This window comes from Leucobacter denitrificans (assembly GCF_014396385.1).
Lineage (GTDB): Bacteria > Actinomycetota > Actinomycetes > Actinomycetales > Microbacteriaceae > Leucobacter > Leucobacter denitrificans.
In genome coordinates, this window is record NZ_CP060716.1 from 1036551 (window position 1) to 1049662 (window position 13112).

General features: G+C 63.2%; 12 protein-coding genes. 1 reads left to right on the plus strand and 11 read right to left on the minus strand.

The window, feature by feature from the left end:
- Position 1: 1 nt before the first annotated feature.
- A complete protein-coding gene (gene hemE / locus H9L06_RS05015; protein WP_187556120.1) occupies positions 2–1129 on the minus strand; it encodes a uroporphyrinogen decarboxylase in 1128 nt (375 codons plus the stop codon).
- A 109-nt stretch (positions 1130–1238) separates the two neighbouring features.
- Between hemE and H9L06_RS05020 the strand changes: the two genes are divergently transcribed.
- Positions 1239–2603 (plus strand): glutamyl-tRNA reductase, encoded by a 1365-nt coding sequence (locus tag H9L06_RS05020; protein WP_187556121.1) that lies wholly within the window; start codon positions 1239–1241, stop codon positions 2601–2603.
- Here H9L06_RS05020 and H9L06_RS05025 read toward each other — a convergent pair.
- The 10 genes from H9L06_RS05025 to H9L06_RS05070 all read right to left on the minus strand — a co-directional run bounded on the left by H9L06_RS05025 (position 2536) and on the right by H9L06_RS05070 (position 13110).
- The gene (locus tag H9L06_RS05025; RefSeq protein ID WP_187556122.1) at positions 2536–3756 is read right to left on the minus strand and encodes a glycoside hydrolase family 3 N-terminal domain-containing protein; all 1221 of its coding nucleotides are present in this window, start codon (positions 3754–3756) and stop codon (positions 2536–2538) included. The genes H9L06_RS05020 and H9L06_RS05025 overlap by 68 nt on opposite strands.
- A 31-nt stretch (positions 3757–3787) precedes the next feature.
- Complete coding sequence (locus tag H9L06_RS05030; protein WP_187556123.1) at positions 3788–4738, minus strand: siderophore-interacting protein; 951 nt, start codon at positions 4736–4738, stop codon at positions 3788–3790.
- A complete protein-coding gene (locus H9L06_RS05035) occupies positions 4716–5528 on the minus strand; it encodes an ABC transporter ATP-binding protein (RefSeq protein WP_187556358.1) in 813 nt (270 codons plus the stop codon). The genes H9L06_RS05030 and H9L06_RS05035 overlap by 23 nt, the downstream gene beginning before the upstream one ends.
- Positions 5529–5533: 5 nt before the next feature.
- Positions 5534–6607: a FecCD family ABC transporter permease gene (locus H9L06_RS05040; protein WP_246454505.1), complete on the minus strand. Its 1074-nt coding sequence runs from the start codon at positions 6605–6607 to the stop codon at positions 5534–5536.
- Positions 6604–7608 carry a FecCD family ABC transporter permease gene (locus H9L06_RS05045; RefSeq protein WP_187556360.1) on the minus strand — a complete coding sequence of 335 codons (1005 nt, stop codon included), beginning with the start codon at positions 7606–7608 and terminating at the stop codon, positions 6604–6606. Before H9L06_RS05045 ends, H9L06_RS05040 begins: the two co-directional genes overlap by 4 nt.
- A 41-nt stretch (positions 7609–7649) precedes the next feature.
- Positions 7650–8684, minus strand: a complete 1035-nt coding sequence (locus H9L06_RS05050) for an iron-siderophore ABC transporter substrate-binding protein (protein WP_187556124.1) — start codon at positions 8682–8684, stop codon at positions 7650–7652.
- A gap of 154 nt (positions 8685–8838) precedes the next feature.
- Positions 8839–9480 (minus strand): dTMP kinase, encoded by a 642-nt coding sequence (tmk, locus tag H9L06_RS05055; protein ID WP_187556125.1) that lies wholly within the window; start codon positions 9478–9480, stop codon positions 8839–8841.
- On the minus strand, positions 9481–12252 hold the full coding sequence (gene topA / locus H9L06_RS05060; RefSeq protein ID WP_187556126.1) for a type I DNA topoisomerase: 2772 nt from the start codon (positions 12250–12252) through the stop codon (positions 9481–9483).
- 156 nt (positions 12253–12408) lie between these two features.
- Positions 12409–12753 carry an Rv3654c family TadE-like protein gene (locus H9L06_RS05065; RefSeq protein ID WP_246454506.1) on the minus strand — a complete coding sequence of 115 codons (345 nt, stop codon included), beginning with the start codon at positions 12751–12753 and terminating at the stop codon, positions 12409–12411.
- Positions 12754–12759: 6 nt separating this feature from the next.
- Complete coding sequence (locus H9L06_RS05070; protein WP_187556127.1) at positions 12760–13110, minus strand: TadE family type IV pilus minor pilin; 351 nt, start codon at positions 13108–13110, stop codon at positions 12760–12762.
- Positions 13111–13112: the final 2 nt, after the last annotated feature.

Here is a 13112-nt window from a genome sequence, read left to right on the forward strand (position 1 = left end):
ATCACGAGGCATCAGACCACGCGTGAGCAAGCTCGACGATACGTGTGAGGGTGTCTGGGTCGGTCTCGGGCGGCACTCCGTGGCCGAGATTCAGAATGTGCGCGGGGGCGCGGCGGCCCCGCTCCAGCACATCTTCGAGGTGTGACTTGAGCACCTCTGGAGAAGCGCCAAGATACGCGGGATCGAGGTTGCCCTGCAACGGCACGGCATCGCCAAGTCGCGCGCTCGCCTCGTCAAGCGGGGTGCGCCAGTCGACGCCGAGCGCGCTCACGCCAATGTCGGCGAGCTCCTCGAGCAGGTGGCCCGATCCGACCGCGAAGTGAATGACTGGTACGTTGAGCGGGCGGTCGGCATACCCGTGAAGAGTCGGATGGGCGTAGTGTGTTGCCCTCACCGATTCGAGTGCCTTACGCGACGCCGGGGCGACGTGTTCGCGATAGTCGGCGACGCTGAGTGACCCGGCCCAGGAGTCAAAAAGCTGTACGGCACTCGCGCCCGCTTCGACCTGCGCCTCGAGAAAGACAGCGTCGAGCTCGGCAACCCAATCGAGCAGCGACTGCCAGGTCTCGGGGTCTGAGTGCATCAGGGTGCGCGCACGCAGGTGGTCACGTGATGGCCCGCCCTCGACCAGGTACGCAGCGAGGGTGAATGGCGCCCCCGCAAACCCGATGAGCGGCGTGTTGCCGAGCTCTTCTGTAGTTCGCGCAACCGCTTCGCGCACAGGATCGAGCGCTTCGCGCAATCTGTCGGCAGTGAACTCTTTGCGATGCTTCGCGACATCTGCCGCAGTGCGCAAGGGTTCTGAAAACACCGGTCCGCGGCCCGCAACAAGATCGACATCGACACCCACGAGCTTGAGCGGAACGACGATGTCGCTGAAAAAGACCGCCGCGTCGACGCCGTGCCTGCGCACGGGTTGCAGGGTGATTTCGCTCGCGAGTTCGGGGTTGAGGCACGCATCGAGCATGCGGTGCTCAGCCCGTAGAGCGCGGTATTCGGGCAGCGACCTGCCCGCCTGACGCATGAACCACACGGGCACTGTGTCGGGGCGGTCGCCGCGCAGCGCGCGAACAAGAGGAGCGTCGCTCGTAGGGCCACTGAGCGGATGGGCCGCAGAAAGAATGTTCATCGGTCGAGATATTAGCTCATAGATCTGATGTAATAGATCTGATCTACTCAGCTTTCCGTGATTTTCTTACTCTGTCACAAAAGAGAACCCGAGACCTCAGAAACAGCGTATGCTCCATTCCCTGTCATTTCACCTAGACCAGTGCTCTTTTGAGCTACTCGAGCGCCTCACACGTCGAAGCGAATCGGTGATCGACGCGCTAGATGACCCCGCTCTCACCGCTGGGTCGGTGGTAATTTCGACGTGCAATCGCTTTGAGGTGTACGTAGAGACAGGGGTGGATCGCAGTGAGGCGATACTCGCACGGGTCGCTGCGGCAGCGGATATCGAGGCTTCGGAGTTGCGCGATTCTGTCGCAATCGAGTCAGGTCACGGCACTGCCGAACACCTGTTCGCAGTTGCTTCAGGGTTGAAATCTGCTGTCGTCGGCGAGGGTGAAATCGCGGGGCAGGTGCGTCGCGCACACACTGAGGCACGCGAGCGCGGAACGCTCACACACGACCTCGAGCACCTCTTCAGAACGGCGACCCGCACCTCACGCGATGTCGGTCACCGCACGAGCCTTCGCTCGAACGGCCGCTCGCTCGTGCGGCTCGCGCTTCGCATGGCCGAGGCGCGCATCTCAGACTGGAGCAATGCAAATGTCTTACTCATTGGCACTGGCGCATACGCGGGAGCGTCTGTTGCTGCGCTTCGAGCACGGGGCGCCGAATCGATCCACGTCTATTCGCCCTCGGGCCGCGCCCCCACCTACGCCGAGCACCACGAGCTCACCGCGGTCGAGGCGGGTGATCTGACAGACGCGCTCGCGCGAGCTGATCTCGTGGTGGCGTGCACCCGCGCCGAAGATCCGGTGCTCACACCCAGCGATTTCGAGACGGTCGCGAACCCCGCTCGCCCCAAACTGCTCATCGACCTGGGCATGCCACACAACATCGATCCGACGATTGCGGCGCTTAAGGGCATTGAGCTGCTCGACCTCGAAACTGTCGCGAAGCACGCACCGGTTGCCGAGCTCGGCGCAGCCGCCGAGGCGCACGAGATTGTGCACGAGGCCGCCGCTGAATTCTCAGCGACCCAGGCGGAGCGCGACACATTGCCGGCGCTACTCGCGCTTCGCACTCATGTGATGGGAATTCTTGAAGACGAACTGTGCCGCGCCCGAAAGGCGGCAGGTGCGACGGGTTCCGCGGGATCCACCGCTGCTGACGGAACCGAAGTCGCCAACAACGACGGCGACGCTGGCAGTGACAGCGAGAGCACCCGAAATGCACCCGGCACCGACGATCGCGCCGCCGAAATTGAGGCGGCACTCAGACGATTCACGGGCAAGCTACTTCACACGCCGATGACGCGAATCCGCTCGCTTGGTCGTGAGGGCAGGGCGCACGACGCCGGCGCTGCGCTCAACTCACTGTTTGGTCTTGAGCCGTATCAAGATGCGAGTCACTCTGGCCTGAGTCAGCCAGAGTAAGCCGCAGCTCAGCGCAGTGAATCGCGGCCTCCCGCAATCGCTCACGCGGCAGCGCGCCTGACTCGACCGCGGCGGTCACTCCGTCGACAACGGCGACCACGCCATCCGTGTCCATGCCAACGACAACGAGCGCGAGATCGGCCCCCGCGCCGAGCGCCGTCACGACGTTCTTCACAGGATCTTGAAACTCGGCCTCCCCGCTCGCCTGCAGCATGCCGAGGTCGTCGGTCACGATGACACCCTCGAACCCGAGGTCTTCGCGCGCAATGTCGTACCACTCAGGTGCGAGTGACGCGGGCGCAGCCGAAACCTGCGTGAACCGCAGGTGCCCAAACATGAGCAGCTCGGCACCCGCCTCGATGCCTGCTTCGAAGGGCAACGCGTCGCTCGCTCGCCACTGCTCGAGCGACATGTCGGCCTGTGGAATCGTGAGGTGCGAGTCCCCCGGCGCGGCGCCGTGCCCGGGAAAGTGCTTGAGCGTTGTCGCTACGTCGCCGATTCGCTCGCCCGTCACTGCAGCGGCAACGCGCGTCGCTGCGGCCTGTGGGTCGTCACCGAGCGTGCGCAGGTAGATGAAACTGTTCGCGTCGCTCGTCACGTCGGCGACCACTCCGAAGTTCACGTTCAGACCCGATGCCGCGAGCAGTTCTGCGCGCCCCCGAAATGCTGCCTCGGTTTCGGTCGCGGGCGCAAACCGCAGGGTGTTCGCCCCCGCGAATTCGTCCCACGGCAACCTCGTCACCACGCCGCCTTCCTCGTCAACGGCGACGAGTGGTGGGAGCTGGGGATCCACCGTTAAGTTAGCTGTTAGCGCCGCAAGCTCGTCTGCCGTGGTCGGCACGTTCGACCCCATCATAATGAAGCCGCCGAGCCCCGCGGCCTCCATAACGCCGCGAAGCGCACCCGCATCGGTGCCCGAGATTGACGCCATAATGACGCTCCCCGCGAGTTCCCGCGGCGTGGCCTGGTCGACCCATGCGGTCGCAGCTTGGTGCCGCAGTTCCTCCGGGGTCGGTGGCTCAGGGGTCTCGGTTACCTGCGGTGGTTCAGGGCGTGGATCGGCCGCCTCCGGCGCACACCCGAGCAGCGCGACACCGAAAAGCGCGACCATCGCAATGATCGACGCTCCGAGGCGTGTGCGAACCGCTGGCATACCTCAAGTGTAGGCAGCCGGGCTCGCCCGCTTAGCCACGCATGGCGACGCCGTGACGCCAGTACCCCATGAACGCGACCTGCGCGCGGTCGACGCCGAGCGTCTTTACCAGGTGGCGGCGCAGGGTGGTGACGACGCCGCTCTCGCCCGCGATCCAAAAGTACCGGTCAGCGTGTGGATCGGACGCCTCAAGCTCGTCACCAAGGCCCGAGTACTTCGGGGTTTCCCACAGCAGCTCTTCTGAGTCGAGATCCTGGATCTGCAGCTCGGCGGCAACGCCAAGGTGGTCGGTCACCGCCGAGATGAGTCGCTCACCGTGGCCGCCCGTGGTCTTGTCTTCACCGCGCGCGATCCACCTCACTGTCACGCCCTGAGGCGCTGCGATCGCAAGCTCGTCTGACATCTCTGGCACCTCGATAAACACATCACCGCGGAGGTCCGCTGGAGCGTCTTCGAGAATCCGCGCGATGGCAGGAGCTGCTGTCTCGTCTCCCGCAAGCAACACTCGCGCTGCGTCCCCCGGGTCGAACTCAATCCCGCCGCCGTCAGTGCGGCCCCGGCGCGGGCCGATGAGCAGGAGTTCCTGGCCAACCTGCGCATCGGCTGCCCAGCACGACGCGGGGCCCGAGAGTCCGGGCGCAAGGTGAAGCACGAAGTCGATCACGACCTCGGTGCCCTGCGCTCCGGCTCGCACCTCACGAATCGAATAGGTGCGCATGGTGCCGCGCTCGGCCTCCGGCACGCTGAGCCACGCTTGGTACCAATCGGCTCCGGCGCCCGAAAGATCAGGAAGCAGGCCGGTCTCTGGCGGGAAGACGAGCTTGATCCGCTGATCGAACGTCGCGCCAGGGGTGCCGAAGTCGGCGAGTTCATCGCCCGCAAATGTGATGCGTGCAAAGCTCGGTGAGACGCGCTCAACGTGCGAGACTTTCGCGCGGACCATCTGAAACGGCGGCAACTCATTTGCGGTGTTCTCGGACATGATGCCTCCCGATCGGTGTGACTATTGGGGTTCCCGAAACGGGATCAGTGATGACTCTGTTTGAGAGCCCGAAGACTTCTGAGACCATGGCCTCGGTGACGACCTCGTGCGGTGCGCCAGCGCAGTAGACGGCGCCGTCGCGCATCGCGATGAGCTCACTCGAGTAGCGCGCAGCGAGGTTCAGATCGTGCAAGACCATGATGATCGTCGTTCCGCGCTCGCGGTTGAGGTCAGTGAGCAGATCGAGCACCTCAACCTGGTGTGCGACGTCGAGAAACGTCGTTGGCTCGTCGAGCAGCAAGATATCGGTTTCCTGCGCGAGAGCCATTGCGATCCACACCCGCTGGCGCTGGCCACCCGAGAGCTCATCAACCGAGCGATCTGCGAGGTCTGAGATGCCGGTGGCTTCGAGCGCGCCCGCGACGATCTCGTAGTCGCGCTGGCTCCAGCGTGCGAGTGCTTTCTGGTGAGGGTGACGGCCGCGACCAACGAGGTCTGCGACCGCGATGCCCTCGGGCGCAGTGGGGCTCTGCGGCAGAAGCCCGAGCATGCGCGCAAGCTGCTTCGACTGAATCTTGTGCAGCGTCTTCCCGTCGAGCACCGCGCGACCCGCCTGTGGTTTCAATAACCGCGAGAGCGCCCGCAGCAGCGTGGATTTGCCGCACCCGTTGGGGCCGACGATCGAGGTGACTGCACCGGGGGTGACCTGCAGGGTGAGGTCGCCCACGATCGTGCGGTCGCCGTACGCGAGGTGGATCCCTTCGGTACCCAGCTCGTGGCTTGTCTGAATCGCGGTCACAGGGTTCCTCCCGAGCGGTTCATGCGAATGAGGAGATAGACGAGGTACGGGGCGCCGAGCACACCCGTGATGACCCCCACCGGATAGCGGTGCTCGAACGCGTTCTGCCCGACAAAGTCGGCTGCGAGCACGAGCATTGCCCCGACGAGGCCCGCGGGAAGCAGCGGCGCGGCCCCGGTACCCACGAGCCGCGCGGCAATCGGCCCAGACATGAACGCGACGAACGCGATCGGACCACTCGCTGCGGTTGCAAACGCGAGCAGTGCCACCGCGCACAGAATGAGGAGTACGCGCACGCTTCGAACGTTGAGGCCAAGTCCCGCCGCCGAGTCATCACCGAGCCGCAGAACACCGAGACCACGACCGTTTGCGAGAAGCAACGGAACGAACAGCACGGTCGCGATTGCGAGCGGCAAGATCGCATCCCAGGTCGCCGAGTTCAGGCTGCCGGTGAGCCAGCGCATCGCCGTTTGCACGTCCCAGGCAGCAGCGCGAGAGAGCATGTAGGCGACCACGGCGTCGAGCATCGCTGCGACGCCGATGCCGATGAGGATCAGGCGTGCGCCCGCAAAACCCCCGCGGTGTGCGAGGAAATAGATGACAAGAGCGGTGAGTGCCGCCGCGAGCAGCGCGAGGATCGAAACGGTCGTCTCGCCGAGTGAAAAAGTAATGATGCCGATGACAGCCGCTGCGCTCGCCCCCGAGCTAATGCCAATAATGTCGGGCGATGCGAGCGGGTTTCGCAGCATGGTCTGGAACGTCACGCCCGCGATCCCGAACGCAAAGCCGGCAAGCACCCCCATTGATGCGCGCGGTAACCGCGACTCGCCAATGGTGAACGACGCGCCGGGCACATCGTTGCCGAGCAGCACGCTGATCACGTCTGCCGGGGCAACGAACGTCGATCCAAACATGAGCGATGCCGCGAACCCCACGAACACGAGTGCCGCAAGCACCCACGTGGTGCGCGCCCTGCTTCGCACCCTCGCTTGTCTGCCCGCGATAACATTCGCGACGTTCGTCGTGTTCGTGGCGTTCGTGGCGTTCCCGGCGCCGATCGTGCCGCTCACAGTTCACGCACTTTCTGCCTGCGCACGATCCAGATGAAAAATGGTGCGCCGAGCACGGCGGTCAAAATGCCAACTTCGATCTCTTCGGGGCGTGCGATCACGCGGCCCAGCGTGTCGGCCGCGGTGAGTAGCGCCGCGCCCACGATGGCCGAGAGCGGGAGCATCCATCGGTGGTCAGGCCCGATGAGCATGCGACACGCATGTGGCACCACGAGGCCGATGAAACCAATTGGCCCGGCAACGGCCACCGCTACCCCGCACAGCACGACCGCAGCGGCGGAGGCAATGATGCGAGTGCGCGCAACATTCGCGCCGAGGCCCGCGGCCAGGTCGTCACCGAGTGCGAGCGAGTTCATGCCACGAGCACTGCCGAGGCAGACGAGGGCCGCGACAACCAGCACTGGGGTGACGATCGCTATGCGATCCCAGGTCGCTCCCCCGACACCGCCGATCTGCCAAAACTGAAAATTCTTGATGATGTCGATTCGCGGAAGCAGCACGGCGCTCACGAGCGAGATGCAGGCTGCCCCCGTCGCGGCACCGGCGAGTGCGAGCTTCAACGGAGTAGCCCCGCCCCTGCCGAGCGAGCCAACTGCGTACACGAACACGGCGACAATCGCGGCGCCGCAGACGGCGACGATCATCGTCGGATACGCGCCACTCATTCCGAAGAATGCGATCGCGATGACCACCGCGAGTGATGCGCCGCTCGATACCCCGAGAATGCCCGGGTCTGCGAGCGGGTTCCGCGTGACAGCTTGCATTGCCGCGCCTGAGAGCGCGAGCGCTGCACCGACGAGCATCGCGAGCACCGTGCGCGGGATGCGCTTCGAGACCGCAGCCTCGGCGACGGTCTCAGTGGATCCACCGAATGCGCTCAGCACATCACCGAGGGTCACACCGAGCGAGCCGAACGCGACTGATGCGATGCCGAGCAGAGCGAGAACCGCGAGACCCACGCACCACCAGAGGGCAACGCGAATCGCCGCCCCACGCCGCATGACTGCGGCGGTGGACGGCGAATCAATCGCGGTGGCCTGGCTCAAGAGTTTGCTTGAGTGGCGGCAGCCAGAACCGCAAAGTACTCGTCGATGCCCCAACCGATTGAGAGCGGCGATGGGTTTGCCGAGGCTGCGAGCGGTGAGTTGTCGGCGAGAATCGCGATGTTGCCGTTTGCAATCGCGGGGATCTTTGAGAGGAGTGGGTCGGCCTGGAGCTGCTCGATCGTGTCGCCCTCGGGGTCGCCATATGTGACGAAGACATCGACGTCTGCGAAGCGATCGGCCTGCTCCGAGCTGACGGTCACGTAGAACGCGTCTGTGCCCTCGGTCTCTTCAGCGACGATCGAGGGAGCTGGGAGCCCCAGACCCTCGAAGAATCCTGGCCTCGTGTCGTGGCTCGTGTAGAAGCCGATCTGGCTGAGATCAGCGACGTCGATGTACGAGAACAAAAGCGCTGTGTCGGCGAGCTCTGGGTGAGCCTCAAGTGCTTCGTTGACCGTGCCGTGCAGTTCTTCGATGAGCGCGTCGCCCTCTTCGGCGAGGCCGAGTGCCTGCGAACTCATCTGAATCATCTGTTCATACGTGGTGCCCCACGCAACATCGGGGAACGCAACCACCGGAGCGATCTTCGAGAGGCGGTCGTATTCCTCTTGAGTGAGGCCCGAGTAGGCCGCGAGAATGACATCGGGCTGGGTCTCGTTCACCGCGTCGAAATCGATGCCGTCGGTCTCGTCGAACAGCACGGGGGTCTCTGCACCGAGTTCTTCGAGCTGATCCTCAACCCATGGCAGCACGCCGTCTGCATCGTCATCACCCCAGGTGGCTTTCGCCATGCCTACGGGCACGACACCGAGCGCGAGCGGTACCTCGTGATTTGCCCACGCAACGGTCGCTACGCGTTCGGGAGCGTCTTCGATGACGGTTTCTCCGTATGCGTGCTCGATGGTGACTGGAAAACCTTCGGCACTCGCGGTGTTCGAGTCCTGGTCTGATGCGGCGGCGCCGCCTGAGCAAGCTGCTAGGGGAAGTGCAACCGCAGCTGCTGCCACGATTCCGAGAATGCGTGAAACGCGCACGGGAGTCCTTTCGATCGGACGAACACATTCGTCCTATGAATAATGCGGACTTAGCTTAACCTTAGGTTCATCTGATGATCAACAAAAGGATGCGTTTTTTCGGGTTTCTGAACCCTGGCCCGTGCTCGCTCAGAGTTGCAATACTGGCGTGATGTCAGTCGAGAAGCGGGCTCACGCGCGCCCGAATTTTCTCCTGAATTTTTTCTGCGGATTGTTCTGCGTCTACAACCAGGAAGCGGTCGGGTTCTGCCTCTGCGAGTGCCAGAAACCCGTCTCTCACTGCAGTATGAAATTCGTGGGCCTCGGACTCAAGCCTGTCTGCTGTTTCGCCCTGAGCCCCGTCGCGCGATTCACGCCGCGCAACGGCCTTGGCCGCGTCGAGGTCGAGGAGCACCGTGAGATGCGGCCACAGACTGTCGACAGCCCACTCACTCACGCGGCGCACATCGTCGACGCTGAGCACCCTCCCGGCCCCCTGGTACGCGAGCGAGGAATCAATGTAGCGGTCTTGCACTACGACCGCTCCCCTTGCCAAGGCGGGACGTACCACGGTCGCGATGTGTTGCGCGCGATCGGCCGCGTAGAGCAGCGCCTCTGCACGCGGATCTACCGCCCCGATCTCATAACCACCGTGCAACAGAAGCCGGCGGATCTCGGCGCCGAGTGCCGTGCCTCCAGGTTCGCGGGTGCGCACTACCTCAAGGTCGCGAGACTCGAGCCACTCGGTGAGTAGCTGCGCCTGCGTCGATTTACCGACGCCGTCTCCCCCTTCGAGGGTGATGAATAGGCCGGGCATTTACTCGGCCGCCTCTGCCGCCTTTTTCGCAGCGTTTGCCTTGCGGGTTTCGGCAGCCTTCTTTGCCGCGGCTGACCGCGCCGGATCGACTGCCTTCTTCGCGGTTGTCTTCTTCGCCGCAGCCTTCTTTTTCGCTGGCGCCTTCTTCTTTGCCGGACCCTTGGCCCGCTTGATGGCGAGCAGCTCTACGGCCCGTTCGAAGGTGATGTCTTCGACCGAGTCGCCGCGCGGGATCGTCGCGTTTGTTTCGCCGTCGGTCACGTATGGGCCAAATCGCCCGTCGCGCACCTTGATGGGCTTGCCACTGACCGGATCCGCTTCGAATTCTTTGAGCGCTGAGCTCGCCCGTCGTGCACCATACTTGGGCTGGGCAAGTATTTCGAGGGCGCCCGCAAGATCGATCGAGAAGATCGCGTCTTCGCTCGGCAGGGTTCTGGTCTCGGTGCCCTTCTTGAGGTACGGGCCGTATCGACCGTTTTGTGCGGTGATCGGCTCGCCCGCTTCATCGGTACCGACGACGCGCGGGAGCGAAATGAGCGCCACAGCGGTGTCGAGATCGATCGTTGCCGGATCCATCGTCTTGAACAGCGACGCGGTGCGCGGCTTCTCGCCCTTAGGCAGCTCCTCGTCTTCGTTCGGAAGCTCCTGCACGTACGGCCCGAAGCGACCGTTCTTCGCAATGATGCGTTTGCCAGTCTCTGGGTGCAGGCCAACCACCCGGTCTTCTGCGGGCTCGGCTGCGGCAAGTTCGTGCGCGCGCTGCGGTGTGAGCTCGTCGGGAGCCATGCCGTCTGGAATATTCACGGCGCGCGGCTTCATCTCGCCGTTCTCGTCGACCTCGCTCTTCTCATCGAAGACCTCGAGGTACGGGCCATACTTGCCGTTGCGCAGCGAAATCTGGTCATCGATGCGGATCGTGTTGATCGCTCGTGCGTCGATCTCGCCGAGGTTGTCGACAACACCACGAAGCCCCGGGTGCACATCGGTACCGAAGTAGAACTCTTTGAGCCATTCAGAGCGGTCGGTCTTGCCAGCCGCGATCTCATCGAGGTCGTTCTCCATCTCGGCAGTGAAGTCATAGTTCACGAGTGCCGAGAAGTGTTCTTCGAGCAGGCGCACGACGGAGAACGCGATCCAGCTCGGGATCAGAGCCTGACCCTGCTTGGAGACGTACCCGCGATCCATGATCGTTGAGATTGTCGCCGCATAGGTCGATGGCCTGCCGATACCGAGTTCCTCGAGCCGCTTCGTCAAGCTTGCCTCGGTGTAGCGTGGCGGCGGGCTCGTCTCGTGTCCCTTAGCCTCTGGGTTTTCGATGCCAAGCCGCTGCTGCTCGGTGAGTTTCGGCAGCGAAACGTTCTGCTCCTGATCGCCGCGCTTCTCGTCTTTGCCTTCTTCATAGGCGAGGAGGAAGCCCGGGAACGTGATGACGGTACCGCTCGCAGTGAACTCAGCGTCGAGGGTTGCCGAGTTCTCAGCAATCGGCACTGCGAGGGTGACCGTGTCAGTGGATCCCTTTGCATCAGCCATCTGGCTTGCGATCGTGCGCTTCCAGATCAGGTCATAGAGTGCGAACTCACCCTGAGTGAGTTTGCCTTTGAGCTCGCTCGGGCGCTGGAAGACATCTCCTGCGGGGCGAATCGCCTCGTGGGCTTCCTGAGCACCCTTCGACTTGCCTGTGTAGACGCGCGGCTTCTCTGGGATGGTTTCAGCACCGTAGAGCGCAGATGCCTGAGAACGCGCAGCCTGAATCGCCTGCTGCGAAAGCGTCGGCGAATCGGTACGCATATAAGTAATGTGTCCGTTTTCGTAAAGCGACTGCGCAAACGACATGGTCTGGCGGGAGCTATAGCGAAGCTTTCGCGACGCCTCCTGCTGCAGTGTTGACGTGGTGAATGGCGCAGCGGGACGACGGGTGTGCGGCTTGGTCTCGAGTGAGCGCACGGTCGCGTCTGGGCCACTTTCTAACGCGGTTGCGAGAGCCGTAGCCCTGGCTGCGTCAAGCCCAATGACCTGAGCCTTCTGCGCCTTCTCGGTAAGCTCACCAGTGTCGCCGAAGTCGCCACCTGAAGCGATGCGCTTGCCATCAAGCCGAACAAGCTTGGCCTCGAACGGCACACGATCAGTAGCGTCATCTGCTGGCACAAACCGTGCCCCGATGCTCCAATACTCGGCAGCCACGAAGGCTTGGCGTTCGCGCTCACGGTCGACAACCAACCTAGTCGCGGCAGACTGCACGCGACCGGCCGAAAGCTTCGGAGCAACCTTGCGCCAGAGCACCGGCGAAATGTCGTAGCCGTAGAGCCGATCGAGAATTCGCCTAGTCTCTTGAGCATCAACCAGTGACGTATCAAGGTCTCGGGTGTTCGCCTTGGCTTCCTCGATCGCTTCCTGCGTGATCTCATGAAACACCATGCGGCGCACCGGAACCTTTGGCTTCAGAACTTCAAGCAGGTGCCACGCGATGGCCTCGCCCTCGCGGTCCTCATCAGTTGCGAGCCACAGCTCGTCCGCTCCCTTGAGAGCTCGCTTGAGCTCGGTGACCGTTTTCTTTTTGTTGTCGTTGACGACGTAATAGGGCGTAAAGCCGTTATCGATGTCAACCGCGAACTTGCCGAGCGGACCCTTCTTTAAGTCGCTCGGAAGTTCTGAGGGCTCAGCAAGATCGCGAATATGACCGACTGAGGCAATGACCTCATAGTCGTCGCCAAGGTATCCACCGATCGTGCGCGCCTTAGTTGGTGACTCCACGATGACGAGCTTCTTCGCCACGGCACTCCATTCTTACGTCGTCAAAATCCGCACTGCACTGTCGCTTGGCGGGGTTCGCTCCTCTATGTATCGCGTCACCCGATGAGCGAAAACAGGTGCTCTGCACGGTAACGATACACACACAAAGATGTAAATCCATTATCCCGCCAGAGAAACCTATGCCGAACCACCCGCCTCAGGCGGACCGGCGTGGGCCGATCTTGACACCGAAACAAGCCCGGTGCGGGCGACCGTTGTCACCCGAGCACTCCCACTCGATCCGTCAACCTCGCACGCTCGAAGCTCCAGGTTATTGCGCTCCGCAACCTCCGCGGCGAGCGCGCACGGATCCTCCACCACGACAGTGGAGAGCCCAACCGAGGCGTCGGCCGCCGCGAGCGCGGCAGCATCGGCAGCACTCGCCGCTCGGGCACCTGCCGCCACAGCGTTTGAGGCGACGAGGGCAGGTGTTCCAATAATGAGGACTCCGGCGGCGATCGCAGCCATGATTGGGGTGCTCATCGTCATCTACCCGCTTACGGCAGCTGACAGTGCGGCGCAACCTGTGCCTGAGATATGGAGCGCCGAAAGCAGCCCAGACTGAGGTGATGCGGTCGCGGTGATGCACAGCAATCGCCCATCATTTTCGCGCTGGATCGAGACCTGGGAGCCGGATTGCGACACGCGTTGCGCTGCGAGCGCCGCGTCTCCTCTGGCTTCGAGCCTGGCAAGCTCACCAGCAAATGATACGAGCGACACCCGCTCTGCGGCGAGGTGGATACTTCCGAGCACCAGCCCGAGAATAAGGAGTACCGCGGGAACAGTGAGCGCGAACTCAGCCGTCACCGACCCGCGGTCCTCCTTTACAAGGTCACGCAATG